Below are 18,577 nucleotides of genomic sequence, written 5' to 3'. Positions count from 1 at the left end.
GAAAAAAGAGGAAGGTGCACATGCCTTGCGCGGCATATATACAGGGCGAGGCACGACATGGATCCCATTATGGAAAATAAATATCTGCGGCAAGGAGAGATGCTTGCCAACAAAGCAAAGAAAAAATTCAAACACCTGAAAAAACGTTTTGCCAAGCAGGGAATCGAGGTGTTTCGGATCTATGATTGGGATATTCCAGAGATCAGGGCAGTGGTCGACTGGTACGCAGGACACCTTGTGGTGGGAGAATACACCCGTGCCCAGTCAACACCCGAATGGCTCCCCATGATGGGGCAGGCACTTGCCAAGGCCTTTGACGTTCCCATGGAGAAGGTCCACCTGAAGCAGCGCAAGGCAGGAAGGCAAAACGGCAAACGGTACGAGCGTATCGACCATACCGACGCCAAAATTATCATGGGAGAACGGGACCTGAAATTCTATGTCAACCCATGCGACTATGTGGACACCGGGCTCTTCTCCGACCATCGCAACACACGGCTGATGGTCCGAGAGATGGCCCAAGGGAAACATTTTCTGAATCTTTATTGCTACACAGGTGCCTTTACCTGTTACGCGGCCAAGGGAGGCGCAGCCACTACAACCAGCGTGGATCGCTCCGAAACAGCCGCCAACTGGGTTAAAGAGAACCTCGAACTCAATGGGCTTTCTTCAGAGAGCAACGAGGTCATTCAAAAGCACACACCGGAATTTCTGGAAATTGCAAAAAAAGAAGGGCGCACTTTTGACCTCGCTGTGGTGGACCCACCATCCTACTCCACCACCATGACCACAGGCGAGGCCTTTGATATCGATAAAGACCACCCGTGGTTGCTAAACGCCGTGGTGGCCATCATGAAGCCGGGCAGCACAATTTTTTTCTCCACCAACCACCAGGATTTCACCCCCAAGCTCGATGTTCTTCCTGTCACCGACTTCGAGGAAATCACCCACACAACCATTCCGGAAGATTACATCAGCAAACGAAAAACCATTCACCGGTGCTGGAAGATCACCGTGTGATACACTTAGGTGAAGATGCAAAAGGGACAGGCAAATTTAAATCAAACCCACTCCCCTTGTTGACACGACACCTGCAGCCAACCGGTTTCAGGTGTCACTCACCCTCTTCACCACAAACAGCCCTCCGCCCCCCTCGATCACTCTGGGTATGCGCGCCCTAGTCGAGAAGGACTTATTCTTGAAACGCCGACACGTCGCCTCCACAAACGCGCGGGATCCAATCACCCCGGACTCCGTAAAATGTCGTACCCTGCCCTTCACGAGGGAGGATCCACTGATCTTGAACCCATGGGCCACTTCATTATCCAGAATGCTCCGGGGAATGGCCCCCTTTCCCTCTTTTTCGAGGGAGCCGGCATGGTACATGTACTCCCGGTACCGGATCAGCCGATCTTCAGGGTCCTCCACACCAAAGTCCACAAACCCGAAATCAAGGGACAAAAAGCCGTCGCGATTGCCCGTCTGCGCATGATAGCCCATGGAGCACCACCTGTAGGCCTCCGGCCTTTTGACGATGCCTGCACGTACGGGATTGAGGTCAATATAGGAAAGGCAACGTACAACCGCTTCCCCCCTTTCCAGAATCACACTCTTGAACCGTTCCCCCCAAAGGGTCCCTTTGCGATCATACCTTTTGTTGTAAAACCGTGAAAACGTCTGTTTGATCTCTTTGATGAACTCGGACAAATTGCACCATTTGCTCCGAAAATGAGACATTTTCCCCTCAGGAAAAACCGTCTTTTCTCCGTACAGGAGGCCATAGCGATGCCTTATCTCCGCATCGGAAGCCCGCATCTCGGTATGCATGGTGACCAGCAGATGAAAATGATTTCCCATGACAGCGTAGCCCAGGACATCTGCAAAATAGATCGAACTGAATTTTTTGATGATATCAACCAGCGCTTCTTTTTCGATATCGCCGAAGGGCAAACCGTCTAAGGCCGTTCGTGAAATGATGTGATACGCAGTGCTTTCGTCGGGTACTACCATTCTCAGACTTCGGGGCATTGGCACCTCCTTCATCGGATCATGGAATCGTATTGCAGGGTGGTCAATTGGTGGATGGATTAAGCCCAGCCTTCTAACATACTGGAATAAAGAAACATACAGGCCTCAAAGTTCTGATATTCTTATGATATACAAACCAGCATATGTCAACGCTGATTTGCCTGTCCCTTTTATTACCTTTTTTTTACAACGACCAGCTGCCGCCTTGTCGTTTTTCCTTTGTGGCACCCTTGGGCATGGGAACCTTTATCGGATTGTCGGGGCTTCGTTTGCGTAACCAGATACACCGCAAGGCCTGACGCCAAAAGGGCTGATCAAAGGCCTCTTCACGCCACTTTTCGCCTTCCGCTACCTGTGTTTCCATGACATCCCAGGCAGCAGCATAGTCGAAGACCGGCCACCTGGCGCCCGCTTTGTAAAGGTGCTCGGGGGATGCGATCTCCAAAAGAGATTTCATCCCCTGCTCGTAATCAAACCGCTTCCAGTGAAAGCCTGCATAACAGATCTGTTCTGGATCACCGGCCCTGGTCAGGGCCTCAAGCCCCCTTGCCGCGTCAAAGGTGTTCCAGTTAAGGCCTGCAAGGTAGATATACCGGGCACCGGCCCATGAAAAAAGCGCGTCCATGCCCCGTTCATAATCAAAGCCCTTCCACATCCATCCGCATTTATAAAGACTTTCGGCATCCCGTAACCCGATGACCGCCGTCAAGCCGTCGGCAGTATCAAAACCTTCCCAGCGCAAACCGGCCTTGTAAATGGCCTGCCCGTCCCCCAGCACAACGAGTCGGCGAAGGCCTTCTGCCACCGAAAAATCACCACCGGCGGCTCCCATCTCAACAATTGATTCCGAATCGGTCAGCGTATGTAACGATTGTGGCATATGCTTTGCTCCAAAAGCCGTGCACCCTGACGGTTTCACCAAGAGCCCGGGTGGTTGTCGTGGGTAAATAGAGAAATTTGCCTGTCCCCTTTTACTTCCGTTCCAGTCTGACGACGTCGCCGAAGGGGGCGTGGAATCCCTGGGCCGTGGAGGGAAGAAGCCACAGGGTCCGCTGGTAGGGGAGCAGCCGCTCCAGGTCGTAGATCTCCCCGTCGGTGATCACCACCACCATCTCCCGATGGTTAAGGAGATAACGATTGAACAGGGCAGAAAAAAAGGTGGTACCGCTGTTTCCCGAACGGATCAGGCGCCAGTCGCCGCGCCGGTAGGTGCACACCCGCGTTTCGCTTCCCCCTTTGACAAAGCGGTCGCCTTGTTTTTCCGGGACGAAAAGGGTCTCGTCGATGCACAGCAGGTTGATGCGGTACCCGTCCAGAAGGGACTCCACCGCCCCGAAGGCCTCTTCGATCTGCTCGGGTCGCGTCACCATGGAGGCGGAAAGGTCCACCACCACCGTCAACAGCTTCTTGTCCACATAATGCCGCCCCGCCGAGTAGATCCCTTCCGTAAAATAGCGCCTGTTGAACCGGGCGGAGCTGTACTCCCACTCCCGGGACGGGGTGCCCCGGGCCACAATGGTGCAGATCTTACGCTTCAAGGGGGAGATGTCCACCTTTGCCACCTGCTGGATCAAGGTGCTGATCTCCCGGACCAGCCGCTCGTCCCGCGCCTTGACATCCTGGCCGGAGAGCGTAAGGGCCTCACGGACATTTTTCCGTATCCTCACGGCGGCCGAAGCATCTTCCATGCGATGCACCCCCGTGGGAAGCTGCTGGCCCTGGCCCGGCGAGAGGCACCACTCACCGTCCTCCGCCCTGCCCTCCTCATTCGGCGTCATGGGGGCAGGCTCCGGCTGTCCCGATTGCTCCCGGCTTTTGCTCGGCCGGAAATTCTCCTTGAGGCCTTCGGCAAAATCCCCCAGAACAGTGGGCTCATCCGTTTTCAAAAAGCGATACACGCTCTCCCATGAAGGATCATTCTCACCGGTCTTCTCGTAAAACTCCGCCGGAATCCTTGGCAGGCCCTCGGGGAGCGTAAGCGTTGCCTCGCCTGTTGAGAAAAAGGTCCCACGGTGGTCGTCCATCCAGGAGTTGATCACCATGTCCTGGGCCATGTTCTGAAGATACGGGTGCTCATCCCGAAAGCCGCGATGGTCGTGCCCGAACACCGCGTGCATCATCTCATGGACCAGGAGCCCCATGCGCTCCTCCATGGAGAGCCCCTCGACAAACGCGCCGTTGTACAGAAGGGTCACCCGCCCCGATCGAACGGTAAGGGCCAGGGTGGGCAGGCTGTTGTCCTCGACAAAGGAGACCAGCTGGTAAAAGTAGGAGGTGAACCGACTGCGCTTCCAAAGCTCCTTCAACAGGGGATCCCAGGGGGTCATGCCGGTACCTTCTCCCCGTCAAACACCACGTCGGTGAGCAACGAGAGAATCTCTTCCTGCTCCTGCCCCTGGGACACAGCCCGCACCGCATCGGGAATCTGAGAAAAGACGCCGCACTCCCTCAGCAGCATGAGGAAAAAGCTCACGCGGGCATCGGCTCGGGATGCCGCCACATACCGGAGCAGACACCCCAAAGGCTCCAGGAGCCCTTCATCCCCGGCCATTTTTTTCTCGCGGATGCGCGTCACCGCCCCGGACACAGCCCAGAGCAGATCCTCAACAGGCACCTCCCCAGCTTTGAACCGGGCAAAGGCCCCGGCATCGCCGGAAAGCACCTCATGGGTGCTCAGCTGCCTGGGGGTAAGAATCTGGGTGACGAAATCCGAGGCGGCCAGCTCTCCCACCAGAGAGGCCAGGACCTTTTCCACGGCCCGGCGCCCTTCCCCGGCAAGGGCTCTGTAAAGTGCGTCTTCGTCTTCCAGGCCGTAGGAGAGACACAGGGCCTGGGAGGCCTGGTGCCACCCCCTGGGATTCGGGTGAATGGCCGCCGCATCCCAGAGCCGCTCGGGAAAACGGGAGATGTACCGGACCACCGTGGGGTGGATGCCGCTTTTGCGCGCCCAGTTCAGCCAGTGCTCGGCCAGGGGTTTCAGGTGAAAGATCCCCAGGCGCCCGTCCAGGGCGCTGTCGTCAAAATCGGTGATGTGGGTGTGATCCTCCTCCCCCAGGTTGCCTGCAATGACGATGACCGTCTTTTCTGGCAGCAGGTGCTCCCCGCAGCGCCCCTCGGTGATCACCTGAAACAGGGTCTGAATCACCGTGGGATGGGCCCGGTTCGCTTCGTCCAGGAACCACACAATGCCGTCAAATCCTTCAGGCACCTCTTCAGGAGGAATGAACCGGGGACGGTAATAGACCATGCGCCGGTTCTCATGGTCCGGCACCGGGTAGCCCCCCAGATCGATATTCTCCTTGAAGGCAAGCCGGGTATCGATGAAATACCGGTTCTTGCGCTCCGCCGCCTGCTTGACGATGGATGACTTCCCGATCCCCGGATGCCCCACGATCTTCACGGCATAGTTCACCTGGCCGTCAGCGTCCAGATAGCGGTCCAGAATCTCTGCCATCTCCCCTGCATCCACCTCCACCGGTCGTTTCTGCATACCCTCACTGCCTTTCTGCGGGCAGCCGTGATGCCGCCCATGCACGTCTTCTGTTCCTGCGTAACGGCCCGGGGGAAAAAGCCCCATTGCACACGCCCCCAAACGCCATCAATGTTCACACGATCAGTGCACCATACACCATTTAGAATAACCATTCTACCCACGATGCTGCGCTGGCCGGACCGAGCTGGCTTTGACACACATCGAATCCACATGGTAACTTAAACAGTTACGTACACCTCCCCAAAGTCCAAGGGCCTCATCCCCTTCCGGCCCACCCATCACACACCATGGAGAATGCCCCATGCACCTGAAACCCTTGCTTGCATGCCTGCTGCTGATCAGTGTGCTGCTCATGGCGGGATGCGATGATGAGTACACCGAGGATCCCGGCGGCTCCCTGGGCCCCGGCAACTGGAAACTCACCCTCTCGTACGAAGGAAAAACGCGGCCGGTCTACCTGCATGTCCCCTCAGGATACAGGGTAGGCGTCCCCCTCCCCCTGCTGCTCTCCTTCCACGGCCACCGGGACACCCCGGCGGGCCAGGCGGAAAAAGACGGGTTCCCCCACCTTGCGGACCGCGAGCCGTTTGTCGTGGCCTATCCCAAAGGCTCGGGAACACCGGGACTCCTGGGGTGGAATGCCGGTCCGGCCTGCTGCGGCCAGGCAGAGAACAACAGCGTCGACGACGTGGGCTTTGCGCGGCACCTCGTGGCCCACCTCCAGACCCGCTGCGCCATCGACGCCGGCAGAATCTACGCCCATGGCCACGCCAACGGCGGTGGCATGGCCCACAGGCTGGGCCGGGAAGCCCCGGATCTCTTTGCCGCTGTCTCCGTCTCCTCCATGCCGGTCCTCGTGCCCGACATCACACCGGACTACCCCATCCCCGTCATCCACTTCCACGGCGCCTCAGACAACACCATCGCCTACGCAGGCGGCACCATTCCCCTGGAAGACGCCCCATACATGGGCGCCGAGGAGAGCTTTGCCGACTGGTGCGACAAAAACGGCTGCATCAAAGGGTCCGCCGAACTCCACTTTCACGGGGCGAGCTGGTGCACCACCACCAGCGCCTGCGACGACGGGGTCACCGTCACCCTTTGTACCCTGAAAGGCGGCGGACACAACGCCCTCTACGAACACGGCGACATCTCTGTCAGCCAGATGTCCTGGGATTTTATGACAGGGTCCACGCCATAATCCCCCAAGCGCAAAAAAGGCCTTCTGTGGTTAACGTGAGTTAAAAAAGCAGGCCTCCGGCGGCCAGGCGGGGGCACCTGGAAACCCTGTGGCGAATGCATGGAAGCAGCCATTTTGCATGCGTTATCAGAGCATTCGTGTGATGTGTGACATCTGGCAACCGCCTTCTATGGTTAAAGTCTGATGAATCACAGGGTCAAGAGGGCTCAGGAAAAAACAAAAGCAATGCCTCCGGCGGCGAGGTGTACCACCTCGAAAGCAGATTGCGAATGAGCTTTCCCCTTCGTTCCTCAGGGAAAATCACATTCGCTATTGATTCAAATTAAACCGAATCTGTTTTTAAAACCTGTTTATTAAACTTTTTAAAAGTTTAGTCCCGGCAGGGTCGCCGGAGGCACCTTTAACCGCACCGCCTTCGGCGGCCAAAATGTATCGAACATCCCACTGTTTTCAACGTAACAGGCATTCAACCGAAACGTTTTTGCGGAGCTTTATTCAAAAAGCGACCCGCCGGAGGCAACGGAACAAACACTTACTCGGGCATAAATCGTTCGGCCTGCCTTCTCACCGGATCCCTGCCGACTATTTCCCGGCCCTTCAGGGTCAGGGTCATGAGGCCCCGTTGCCTTGAGATGCTGACCACCCCCGTGTCTTCGAGGGTGATAAGGGTCCCGTCCACCGTCTTCTTCGGCAGGTGGGAGGCATAGGCCTTTTTCAGGGAAACGGTGTAATGGGGATGAGCCGCATGGGCCAGGAGCCCTGCGGCCAGGTTCAGGTCAACCTGCTCACCCGCATTGAAAAAATACCCCAAAAGGGTTCTCAGGTAGTGGTACGTAAAATGGGGTAGCGCCAGAATAAAACCGCCTGTCATATGGGCCCTTTCCATATCGTCCTTTTGGCTGAACGGGTTGCCCCTCATCCCGAAGTCATACGATGCCCTGGGCTGGTAAAAGAACCCCACCGCCATCAAAAGCACAAAAAAACCGCCGTAAAACGCCCAAAACCAGTCCTCCACCACCTTCTGGTCCACCTCCAGGCAAAACATCACCCCACATTTCAATAAAATTCCGGCGCCCACATACCCCACAACAGCCAGGAGACCGCCCCACAGCAAGCCGGAAAGGGTCTCACGACGCGCAGTTTTCAAATGCTCGACCAGTGCCTTTTTGATGGTTCCATGATCCATGGTGACTCCTGCCAATTCAACGGCCCTTTTTTTCAACCCGCAGCCAGAGTTGCTTTCGCCAGTATTTGCCCCGGATATGTCACGTTAGTACTTCCACCTCATCAGGGCATCCATCCCCTTTTCCTCAATCTCCTGCTGCCTTTTCGCGCGCTCTTTTTCCACCCCGGCAAGGAACCGGTCCACGGCCAGGGTCTCCCGGCCCAGGCTCTCCTCCAGAAACGCCACAGGAGACATCATCCGCTGCTGCGCCACGGCAAGCTCCTCCTCCAGCAACACGCCATGGCGCCTGAGGCGCCGCTCCACCTCCTCCTTGAACCCCTGGGCCACCCGCTCTGATTCCCGGGCCACGGCCTCGTCAAAGCGCACGGCAAGGTACGCATCCAGGTTGCTCTCCAGTTCCCAGCGCCCCTGCCCACCGTCAAAGGTCATGACCGCGCGCACCTCCAGAAAAGGAACCCGTGCCAGGGACTCTTCCAGGGCCTGGCGCAGCCAGCCCAGCCCCCCTCCGTCCCCCGTCACCGTGGCACCGGTAAGGGTCACAAGAGTCTCCACCCGGGCCTCCTGTCCCACCATCCGGTAAGCCATGCGAACGTCTGCCACCCCCTGGGTCAGATGAACGCCCGGCGCCAGGATCACCTCCCCGGACGAGACCCCCTGGGCATGGATTATCCCTCCCTGATCACAGGCGTCCCCGGGGCAACCGGCCCTGCCCGTCACCTTCAGCCGTCCTGACTCGGACAACGCCTCCCCCTCCAGGTCAAAGGTGAGGGCCCCCTCTCCTTGGGGCCTGCGGCTGGACAAGCCTTCTGCGGTCCCGCTCATGGAAAACACCCCCAGATCCATGGCCACACCAGCCCGGTCAATCCACAGTTTCGGACAAGGCCCCGCAGCCTTTAAGCCCTCATCCTCTTTCAGGGCACAGACCAAGGCCCCTAAGCTCTCCAGCCCCTCCACCGCAGGAACCGTCAGTCGGGCCAGATGATAAGAGAAGAGAGTCTCCGCCAGATCCTGTAACCCGGGCTCCCCCGGCCTGACCATGCCCCGGGCTGCTTCAACGTCCCGAGCCACCCACCCGGGGTAGGCTGCGGTCCATCGCCCGAGGCGGGAGAGCTCGGCCTTGGCTGTGGCTCTCTCTTTAGCCAGCTCATCACCTAAGGTTTCCAGGTCCTCCTTGAGGCCCTGGCCTCTCTCCGTCATCGCCGCCAGGGCCTCCATGGTCTCGGCGGCGGAGGGGTCCTCGCCATCAAGGGCTTCCGCAATGGCCTTCAGGCGTCCCTTGTAGTCACGGCCCCGAAGATGCCATTGCCACCGGGCCGACCGTGCCTGCATATCGGCCCGGGCCCTGTCCACCTGTGCCGGGGTCTGAAACGACACCGCCCCCATCACCCCGCGCACCGTCTCCAAGCTTCCCCGGTCAACCGTTGCCACACCCGGCAGTTCCTTTGCCTCCTCCTCCAGCTGCCTGCGCAGCCAGAGCGACAGACGATCCGAAGGTGTCCCGGCCACAGAGGACGGATCCGTCACCCGAGCCTTCACCCGGCGTGCTCCCCCCACCACCACCCCTCCGGTGGTCAGGCTCTCCACCTTGAGGCACCCCTTCAGCAGCGGGGGCCCGGCAAGGGTCAGGCGTCCTGGACCGGTTTCCACGAGGTTCTTCCAGGGATCACGGGCATCGGCCACCACCAGCCTCTCCCAGGCAAGCTCCAGGCTGAAGGGCCCGGCCTTTACGCCTTCCACGGACACCTCGGCGCCCACCAGGGCCTCGGCACCTCGGGAGAGGGCATAATCCGCAAGGGGATTCCGAAACAGCCAGAGCAGCGCCCCGGCCACGACAGGCAGGCTCACAACCGCGGCCAGTGCAATCAACCATTTTTTCATGGGGCCCCCTTCATCAGGCTGGACAAAAACAGGTATGCATTCACGGCAAGGACACCGGTACGGCCAGGGCACAGGTATCCTTACTTAAAAAATATGCATCATCCGCACAAAAAAGGAAAGAAGGAGGAGGAAGGCTCCTCGGCAGGGCATCGTCCCCACCGAGGGCCACGCACGTGACCGAGCACAGTAAAACGCAACAGGGGTATCAGGGGTGGTAGTTGAAGTTGCTGGAGTTGTCCGTGTACAGGCCGTCCTGGGGCAGGTACGAGGGGTAGGTATGGGTGGCCTCGGCGTGGGGTTCTCCGTGCCACCATTTGTAGAGGGATTCGTTGATGTGCTCTCCCCGGTACTGAAAACTCGTGGCAACCAGCTCGTTGTAGCCTGTCACGATCTGGTACCCGAAATGGGGACTCTCCCGATCCAAGCCGATGCGCAGGAACATGCCGTTGTGGGCGTTGCTGTTGGTGGGATTGTCGGGCACCGCCGCCATATAGCTCTCCCCGTCGGGGACCCGGTAGTCCCGGCCGAAATAGTAGTGGTCCACCAACATGAGCATGGAGTCCCGCTGGAGGATCACCGGCACCGGCGTGCTGTTGAACTCCTTGGCCAGGTCGCTTGACCCCTGGAGCATGGGAATCCCCAGCATACGGCCCACCTGCCTCGATCGGTACGCGTTTTTCGGGCTGTACAGGCCCGTGGCCCGGCGGAAGTCCACCATGAGATCGGCCTGAAGGTCGTTGGTGCCGATGATGATGTCGGTGAGGCGACGGTCCGGGTCGTTGATGTTGTCGTATTTCAGGCGAATCACCAATCCGTTGATCTCCGCCGGGTTATCCGGGCTGGCGCCCAGGCGCAGGTTGTCCAGGCTGATGTCCCAGTCCAGGTAATTGCGGTTCTGGTAGGTTTTTTCAGAGAAATAAAACAGGGGAATCCCCAGCAAGGTGGCATCGTTGTCGGCCTGAACCCCGTCCACCCACAGCTTCTGGCCCGTGGAGACCTTGTATTTGGCCATAAACAGGTCGTCATCGGTCCACGGCACATACTCCGTCTCCAGCTCACCGTCTTTGAAGAGCTGGTACTCCATGGCGTACCGTTCGGGGGTCTTTTCGCCGCCGTACATCCTATAATCGACCTTGAAGGTCCGGTGGCCGTCCACCACTTCATTTTTCTTCCACTTCTGGTTGATGCGGGGGTCGAAGTCTTTCATGCCCTGGCCACCGTGTACCCCGGGGTTCATCCCCTTGCGCGTCACAAGATCCGTCTTGTCCTTGTAGTAATACCCCATGCGCACCTGGTCGGCCTCCACATAGGTCTTGATATAGGTGTCAAAAAAGATACGCACCGTGTCCTGCTCTACAGAGATGGTTACGGGCCCGGCCTGGGCGTCCACCATGGCCAGGGCCGCATCGCTCAGGGGCTTCAGGGCATCCGCAGGTTCCGCCGTACCAGCAAAGACCGCAACCACCACCGCAAGAACTCGTCCCGCACACCTCAATGCTCTGCCTGTCCCCAATTGCCTCATGCTCTCCCCTTTCCTGCCGTTACCCATGCCTGCTGCGTGCCTCAATTCCTGTAGATCGTGTAATCGCTGTTGATGGGATAGGGTTCCCGGATCTGCCAGAAAGACGTGTCTTTCACCAGCCTGTCCCCGTCGTACACATTTTCGCCGATGCGGGTGCGGTACTGGGCCCATCCCGAATTCACCGGGGCCGGGGTGACCCCCAAGCTGTGGTCACTGCTGTCCACCCATGGCCCCGGCTCGGGCCTCAGCCGGTCCATGAACTCTTCCGCCCCCCGGCCCATGGGGTTGTACTCCTGTTGCCCTGCGGGAATGTCCTGGGCCACGGGTAGCCTTCCGGCCCGGTAGGTGTACAGGTGGGGGTTCGGATCCGAGGCGCTCTCGTTCACCGCGGTCTCAAGGGCATAGGTGGTGTGCCGCCCCGGAAACTCGATATAGAGTTTTTTCGCCCGCAGCCCTTCTACGATGAGGGGCCCCATGGCGTTGCCTCCCAGGTAGCTGTTGTCCCCACTGGAGTTGTATCCCACGGTCTCCTCCACGCGGATGGCCCCGTGAAGGGGCATGTTGAGTACCATACACGAGGACTCGTCCAGAGACTCCTCACGGGTCCGCGTTTTAAAGGAGAGGGTCATGGGGCGCTCCACGATTTCTGCATAGTCCACGCGGTCTTCGTCGGACACATAGTGAATGGGAAACGCGATGCTGTATTCCTGGTTATCCCAGCCGTCATCCCTCAACTCATCCGTGAGCTGGTCCCTGTGGTTTTCATGGTAGGCAATCTCCCTGTTCCCGGCCACATAGTCGGTGAACCCCACCTGCCGCAGGTTGCCGATCATGAACCGGCCGTCGTACATGTTGTTGACGGAGCGCTCGGCAGGGACCTCCGTGCTCCCCCAGGTCTCGGTCATCGCCGCATAGTCCGCAAGAAGGGCTGATTTGTCCCCGGGGCCGTACCCGTCTGAATCCCCGGTGCTGTTGGCGTACAGATCGCCCATGGAGTTCTTTTTGTAATGTCCCAGGTGGTCATAAACAGGGTCCAGCTCCTCGAAACTCTCCCTCAGATGAAACCCCTTCATCTGGAAAAAGTGAAAACCCTCCTCCGAAGGGGAGTCGATGGTCATGGACGAAAGGGAGAGGCGGAGCCCGATCTCCATGGCGATGCCCTCGCCCGAGCAATACCCGTCAATCTCGGGCATGGCGTAGAGGATCGTCCGCTGATCGATGAGGTGAAGGTTGGAGAGGCCCAGGGCCCCCAGGGAAAAAAGGTCGCTCTCCGTGCCGTAGCGCACCTCCAGGTTGCCCTCCACCGGGCTGCCGTCGGGTCCGAGGGTCAAAAAGGGCCCGCCCAGCCCCATGGCCTCCAGCACCACCACCTGCCGGTGGGCGTCGTTGACCTGGGGCTCCTTGTCCAGGGTATGAGTTTTGGCCACGTGCACAAAATCGTCCTCTTTCCAGACATCCGTGGCAAAATAGGGCCCCGACCCCGCAGGGTAGGCAAAGGTTTCGGCCTCAATCTCCACGGTGCCTGAAACGGCAAGGGCCATGGACACATCGTTGAGGCCGAGGCTTCCGTAGGCCCCCCCATGGCCCCCCAGGGAATCCATGTTCCCCTGGGCGATGTAGCCCATGCCATCGGTGGCGTGATGGACCACCATGTCTTCAAAGGCCAGGCGAATCCCGTTGGCGGCATGGGTCTGGGCAAGCCCTTCGTCGGACAGGGGGGTCAGGGCCTGTGCAGGCCTGCCCTCCGCCAGGGAGAACCCTGCGGCCATCATTGCAAAACAAAGGAGTCGTTTCAGAATCGGGTGATTCATGGCATGGAGCCTCCGGCCGTCTGCTGTGGGAATAATGAATCAAGGTGGAACGCGATGCATTATATAAATACTTCTTCTTGTTCGCAAACATTGTTTACAACTTTTTACTTAAAAAAAAGCCTCGACTTCCAAAAGGCCTTTTGTTCAAGGTTCTCCAAAGACTCATGACTGACAAGCAAACGCAACCTTTGCGGTAACGCCATTACTTCCCAGGGAATATTTCAACACCGCCCTGAATGTCGGGCCATTGATAAAATGGATAAATAAGAAAACGACGCCCATGGGAAGGCGACCCAGGTGCGCGCTGATGCACGCAAAAAAACCCGTCACCCTTTGCGGGGTGCGGGTTTTCGCCTGAACGCCGGAGCTCGGTTTACCGCCCGTGGCGTGAGGTGTCGTAGTTGTTGAGATACACAAGGATGGAGCCGCTCTTGGACTTTTTGCCCTTTTCCCAGGCCCAGGCAAGGACAATGCCCTCCTGTTTCAGGGCTGTCATGCGATCGGCGATGGTATCGGGGAGGACGGCCCCGTGTTCGGAATGGAGCCCTTTGCCCACGATGAGACGAAGGGTGTAGGTTCCGACGGAAAAAGCGCGCCGCACGTAGTGTTCGGCGGTCTGATCCGCCTTGGCCGCGGTGTAGCCATGAAGATCCAGCTGGCCCTGGGGAGCGGGGTAGCGCTTGAGTCGCTCTTTCACCGTGAGGGTACGGGCCTGCTCAAGCTTGTCCACCTTTTCGCTCAAGAGCACCTCCCCGCTCTTCTCCGACAGGGAAGAGGCCAGGAGCTCGGCAAACTCTTCGCTCTCCTCGGAGGCGGGGATCTGTCCCTGTTCCAGGATGGGAAGCCCGTGCCGGTCCCGCTGCACCTTTTTGGCCGGAGGAACCTCCTCGGGGATCACCTTTTTCCGGGCCGTGGGCACCACCCGGTCCCCTTCGCGCTGAGCCTCTTCGGCCATGAGGCTGCACAGGTCCTTCTCATCGGAGAGGACCAGAATCCCGTTGCGGTTTCGTTTTTTCTGCTTTTTCCTGGGCGGGGGAGCCGTCGGCCTGGGTGGTCGGGGTTTGGGCTTTGGCTTGGGCGGGGCCGGGACCTCCTGGGGCCCCTCGTCGCGAAACAGGCTCTCCAGGTCCTCGTCGCCGGACAGTACGGAGATCCCGTGTTTTCCTTTTTTGGGGGCAGCCTTGGTCCCCTTGCCGGGTGACGGCGCCTTTTTCCCGCCACCGGGTTTCTCTAAGGGAGCCGGGGGCTCCACAGCCGCAGGTTCAACCGGAGCCGTCACCTCGGCACGGGGCTTATCCACCGGTGCCTGGGGGGCTTTTCCCGTCTCTTTTTTCGTTAACAGCTGCTTCAGTTTCTCAAACATCCCCATACCCTGTGCCTTGTTTGTTGGTGTGCGTCCACGTGCCTCCGGCAATCCCGCCGGGGCCAACTGATTAGGCTATTTTTCCCCAAAGGTCAAACCCGCGTAAAAAAAAGGGGCGGATAACCGCCCCTTATCAATGCCACCGGATCCATCGCACCGGCTGTTGCCGCATCACCCCCTGGCAGGGATAATCACCACGTCGATACGCCGGTTGCTGGCGCGCCCCTGGCGGGTCTCGTTGGAGGCAACGGGCTTGTCCTCCCCGTACCCCACGGCCGAGATCTGGTCGTCCGTCACCACGGAATTGGCGATAAGGTAATGGCGCACCGAATCAGCCCGCTCCTTGGAGAGGCGCTTGTTGACCTTCTCACTGCCCAGGGAGTCGGTGTGGCCTTCAATGATCACCCGGCAGCCCGGAAACTCTTTGAAGGTGTCCCGCACCTTGGCCAGGAGGCCGAAGTATTTGTAGTCGATCACCGCCTTGCCGCTGGAAAAGGAGAGCCCGTAAAGACGGATGATAATCTTGTCTCCGTCCATGAGGACCTTGCCCTCTTCCGGGGTAAAGGCATCGCGAATCCTCGTGATCTTCATGTGCTTCAGCCGCTCAGCCTCTTTCTGTTGTTTCAGGGCCTCTTCGGCTTCGTGCTTGCGCGCCATGAGGTCCTGCTCCAGCTTGCTCAGGCTGGCCACGGAGGTCTCCAGATCCGTGACCTTGGCCTTCAAATCTGCAATCTCCCGGTCCTTGGCGTCGTTGGACGCCTTCAGGGCCTGAACCCCGTCCAGAAGCTGCCAGGTGGCACCGCTGACGCCCCGATCAAATTTAAGCTCCATGTCCAGCCCCTCGGCGATCTTGACCAGCTGCATCTCCATGTCGATGATCACGTCTTCAAAGCTATAGTCGGCCTCCTTGAGCTTGCCCACCCGGGTATGGATGTGCTCGGTGTGGGCCAGCTCGTACTCGGCCTCCTTCACCAGCGCCACGGCTTCGGCATTGTTGTAGCGGTTCTGGTCCAGCTTCTTTTCTGCAAGGGCCACCAGCCGACGGGCCTTCTCATAGGTTTTCGGAGCGTTGTTCTTACGCCCCAGGTCCTCGAACCGTGCCAGCTTCTCCCGGGTCTTGCCCAGAAGGGCGTGCTTGATGGTCTCAAGCTCGGCGCCCCGGAACAGAACCTCGGCCTCACCGGCCTGACCGCGGGCCTTGTCCACGTCGCCATCCTCAAGGCTCCTCACGGCCCGTTGGAATTCGGCCTCCGCCTTGGACGTCAGTTTCGCGCTGTATTTTTCGGACCCGATGGAGGAGGCATCCTCCCGGGCCTTTAACACGTTTTCGAAGGTCACCTCAGCCGTCACGCACACGGCCATGGCCCGGGTAAGGTACGACTCGGCTTTCTTGAGTTCTTTTCGGATCCCGTTCAGGTTTCGTCCCTTGTTAAAATCGGTGAGGGCGTCCTGATAGGCCTCCATGGCCTCACCAAAGGCATCCGGGGCAAAAAGGTAGGCCCGCTTCTCCTTGGCCTGGACAATCATCGCCTCGGTCCCCTGGAACAGAGAGTTCCGCGTCTCATTGCCTGCAAAACCGGTTTGCCAGAAGCCGAGCACACACGCCGCCGCAACAACAGCGGCCATCCATCGAATAGCAGTCCCTCTGACAAAAACCATAACACTCCCCTTGATCCTGTATTTTGAGGTTGTTCTCGACCGGGTTTTGCAGCCGACACCTTAACCCAAGCCATATCGAATACTTACTTATGATAAACACCCGTCAAGTTTCAACCCCAAAAAAAGAGATCCGTCCATCGCAAGGGCCATCCCATGCCCCCAAAGGCCCTATTTTGACAGACCGATTCGGACCAAAGCAGAAGCTGCCCGGCGTTCCTCCAAACGGGATAATCAATTTTATTAAATATTTCATGTAATCACTCTAAACCCAAACACGCCTTCATCCGATATTTAACCCATACACCTTATTTACCACCCTTAAACTGGAGTTCTGCGGATGTTCAGGGACATAAAACTACGCGGCAAGCTCATCCTTGCCATTTCCACCATTGCTTTTCTCTCCTACTTCATCACCATCACGGCTGTAACCTTGAAAGTTCGCAGCTCTGCCCATCACGCAGCCATTGCCCAGGGCGAAGAGATCGCCGCCCGATACAGCGCTGTCATCTCCGGGAAAATCGACGCATCCTTCAGCACGGTACGCTCCCTCTCCGAAACCATGGAGGCCTTCAAAAAGGCGGGCAGCTTCAACCCAAGGGAGGCCCTCGACCAGATCATGACCGAGGTCCTGGACAACAACCCCGAGCTCCTTGCCGTCTGGACCGCCTGGGAACCCGATGCCCTGGACGGCCTGGACGCAGCCTTTGAAAACAAGAAAGGCCACGACGCCACGGGCCGCTACGTCCCCTACTGGCACCGCACCGGAGACAGCATCGATGTCACGCCCCTGGTGAATTACGACAAGGAGGGAGAAGGGGACTACTACCTCGTCCCCCTGCGCACCGGCCGAGAGACCATGACCCCGCCCTACCTCTATGAGGTTCAGGGCAGCCAGGAATCCATCATCAGCCTCTGCGTGCCCATTCAGGTGGAAGGCACCACCGTGGGCGTCTGCGGTGTGGACCTGAGGCTCTCCATCTTTTCCGAGCTCATCAAGGGGCTGACCCCCTTCGATACGGGCTACACCTCTGTCATCGCCAACAACGGCACCTACGTGGCCCATCAGGTCAACCAGACCAAGCACGGCCAGAACGCAGGGTCTTCCGCAGACTGGGAGGCAGCCAAACAAGCCATCCAGGCAGGACAACCCTTTCAGTTCGAAACGGTCTCCCGGGACCTCAACACCGACATCGTCCGCATCTTCGCCCCCATCCCCTTTTCCGGCCAGGACACGCCCTGGTCCTTTCTCGTGAACATCCCCATGGCCCAGGTCATGGCCGAAGCCAACGCCATCGGCTGGCTCATCGTGGGCATCGGGGTGGCTGCCTTTGTTCTCCTCACCGCCGTGGTGATTTGGGTGGCGGGCTCCATTGCCAAGCCCCTGCGCCGAAGCGCTTCCCTGCTGGAAGAGATCGCCAAAGGGGACGGGGACCTCACCCAGAGACTGGAGGTCCAGTCCAAAGATGAAGTGGGCGAACTCTCCGGATGGTTCAACACCTTCATGGCCGATCTGCAGTCCATCATCGGAGAGGTCAAGGGCAATGCAGGGTCTGTGGACAGCTCTTCCGGTGAGCTCCTCACCATCTCAGGTGCCATGTCCTCCTCCGCCGACGAGACCCACACCCTGGCATCCCAGGTGGGCCAGGAAGCGGGCACCATGGCCATGAACCTGGCCACCATCGCCTCGGCCATGGAACAGTCCACGGCCAACATCAACAACGTGGCCGCCTCCGCCGAGGAGATGACCGCCACCATCGGCGAGATTGCCGCAAACTCCGAAAACGCACGATCCGTATCCGACGGGGCCCTCTCCGACGCCATGGAGACCGCCGACCTCATGAACAGCCTGGGCAACGCCGTGGATGAAATCGGCAAGGTCACCGATACCATCACCGAGATCTCCGAGCAGACCAACCTGTTGGCCTTGAACGCCACCATCGAGGCGGCCCGGGCCGGGGAAGCGGGAAAAGGCTTTGCCGTGGTTGCCGGAGAGATCAAGGACCTGGCCGGCCAGACCGCCGCAGCCACCCTGGAGATCCGGGGCAATATCCACAGCGTCCAGGAGAAGACCAACGTCTCCGTGGAGAAGATCAACGCCATTTTAGGGGTCATCAAAAACGTCAATGACATCGTCTCCGGCATCGCCGCGGCCGTGGAAGAGCAGTCCGCCGCAACCAGCGAGATTTCGGCCAACATCGGCCAGGCATCGGCCGGCGTGGAGGAGGTCAACAACAACGTGGGCAACTGCGCCACAGCCGCCGATGCCATCAACCGGGACATGGGCAACCTTAACAACGCCTCCAGCGAAATCTCTGACGGCAGCCACAAGATCGAGGAGAGCGCCCGGGAACTCAAAGCCATGGCCGAGGCCTTAAACGGCCTGGTGGGACGTTTCAAAATTTAGCCTGACGCCCTTCCCGGCAACCATCAAAACGC

Annotated in this window: 13 protein-coding genes; 3 read left to right on the top strand and 10 right to left on the bottom strand. The window is 58.9% G+C overall.

Translation table 11 applies throughout. The features are described 5' to 3' along the window. Window positions 1-69 precede the first annotated feature (69 nt). Window positions 70-1,020 carry a class I SAM-dependent methyltransferase gene (locus ACOYW0_RS15115; protein WP_482414675.1) on the top strand — a complete coding sequence of 317 codons (951 nt, stop codon included), beginning with the start codon at window positions 70-72 and terminating at the stop codon, window positions 1,018-1,020. Window positions 1,021-1,107: 87 nt separating this feature from the next. On the opposite strand, the gene ACOYW0_RS15110 is transcribed toward ACOYW0_RS15115, so the two are convergent. From ACOYW0_RS15110 to ACOYW0_RS15095, 4 genes are all read right to left on the bottom strand, one after another. After that, window positions 1,108-2,028, bottom strand: a complete 921-nt coding sequence (locus tag ACOYW0_RS15110; protein WP_482414674.1) for a transposase — start codon at window positions 2,026-2,028, stop codon at window positions 1,108-1,110. A gap of 184 nt (window positions 2,029-2,212) precedes the next feature. Continuing rightward, window positions 2,213-2,908: a hypothetical protein gene (locus ACOYW0_RS15105; RefSeq protein ID WP_482414673.1), complete on the bottom strand. Its 696-nt coding sequence runs from the start codon at window positions 2,906-2,908 to the stop codon at window positions 2,213-2,215. A gap of 91 nt (window positions 2,909-2,999) precedes the next feature. Then, window positions 3,000-4,355, bottom strand: a complete 1,356-nt coding sequence (locus ACOYW0_RS15100) for a vWA domain-containing protein (protein ID WP_482414672.1) — start codon at window positions 4,353-4,355, stop codon at window positions 3,000-3,002. Next, entirely contained in the window at window positions 4,352-5,518 is a 1,167-nt protein-coding gene (locus ACOYW0_RS15095) for an ATP-binding protein (RefSeq protein WP_482414671.1), read from the bottom strand. The genes ACOYW0_RS15100 and ACOYW0_RS15095 overlap by 4 nt, the downstream gene beginning before the upstream one ends. Window positions 5,519-5,822: 304 nt before the next feature. On the opposite strand from ACOYW0_RS15095, the gene ACOYW0_RS15090 reads away from it, so the two are divergent. After that, a complete protein-coding gene (locus ACOYW0_RS15090; RefSeq protein ID WP_482414670.1) occupies window positions 5,823-6,722 on the top strand; it encodes a CE1 family esterase in 900 nt (299 codons plus the stop codon). 532 nt (window positions 6,723-7,254) lie between these two features. Here ACOYW0_RS15090 and ACOYW0_RS15085 read toward each other — a convergent pair. The 6 genes from ACOYW0_RS15085 to ACOYW0_RS15060 form a co-directional block, all read right to left on the bottom strand. Further along, on the bottom strand, window positions 7,255-7,908 hold the full coding sequence (locus tag ACOYW0_RS15085) for a hypothetical protein (RefSeq protein WP_482414669.1): 654 nt from the start codon (window positions 7,906-7,908) through the stop codon (window positions 7,255-7,257). An 84-nt stretch (window positions 7,909-7,992) separates the two neighbouring features. Continuing rightward, a complete protein-coding gene (locus ACOYW0_RS15080; RefSeq protein ID WP_482414668.1) occupies window positions 7,993-9,786 on the bottom strand; it encodes a hypothetical protein in 1,794 nt (597 codons plus the stop codon). A 205-nt stretch (window positions 9,787-9,991) separates the two neighbouring features. Then, on the bottom strand, window positions 9,992-11,308 hold the full coding sequence (locus ACOYW0_RS15075; RefSeq protein ID WP_482414667.1) for a hypothetical protein: 1,317 nt from the start codon (window positions 11,306-11,308) through the stop codon (window positions 9,992-9,994). Between the two features lie 41 nt (window positions 11,309-11,349). Further along, window positions 11,350-13,119: a hypothetical protein gene (locus ACOYW0_RS15070; RefSeq protein WP_482414666.1), complete on the bottom strand. Its 1,770-nt coding sequence runs from the start codon at window positions 13,117-13,119 to the stop codon at window positions 11,350-11,352. A 373-nt stretch (window positions 13,120-13,492) separates the two neighbouring features. After that, window positions 13,493-14,482, bottom strand: coding sequence for a Smr/MutS family protein (locus ACOYW0_RS15065; RefSeq protein ID WP_482414665.1), 990 nt, complete (start codon window positions 14,480-14,482; stop codon window positions 13,493-13,495). Window positions 14,483-14,653: 171 nt separating this feature from the next. After that, window positions 14,654-16,141 carry an OmpA family protein gene (locus ACOYW0_RS15060; RefSeq protein ID WP_482414664.1) on the bottom strand — a complete coding sequence of 496 codons (1,488 nt, stop codon included), beginning with the start codon at window positions 16,139-16,141 and terminating at the stop codon, window positions 14,654-14,656. A gap of 337 nt (window positions 16,142-16,478) precedes the next feature. Between ACOYW0_RS15060 and ACOYW0_RS15055 the strand changes: the two genes are divergently transcribed. After that, the gene (locus ACOYW0_RS15055) at window positions 16,479-18,545 is read left to right on the top strand and encodes a methyl-accepting chemotaxis protein (RefSeq protein WP_482414663.1); all 2,067 of its coding nucleotides are present in this window, start codon (window positions 16,479-16,481) and stop codon (window positions 18,543-18,545) included. The last annotated feature ends 32 nt before the right edge of the window (window positions 18,546-18,577 follow it).

It is taken from the genome of Desulfoluna sp. HI9BLuna (genome assembly GCF_056829775.1).
This window is presented reverse-complemented; position numbering and strand designations above follow the sequence as displayed.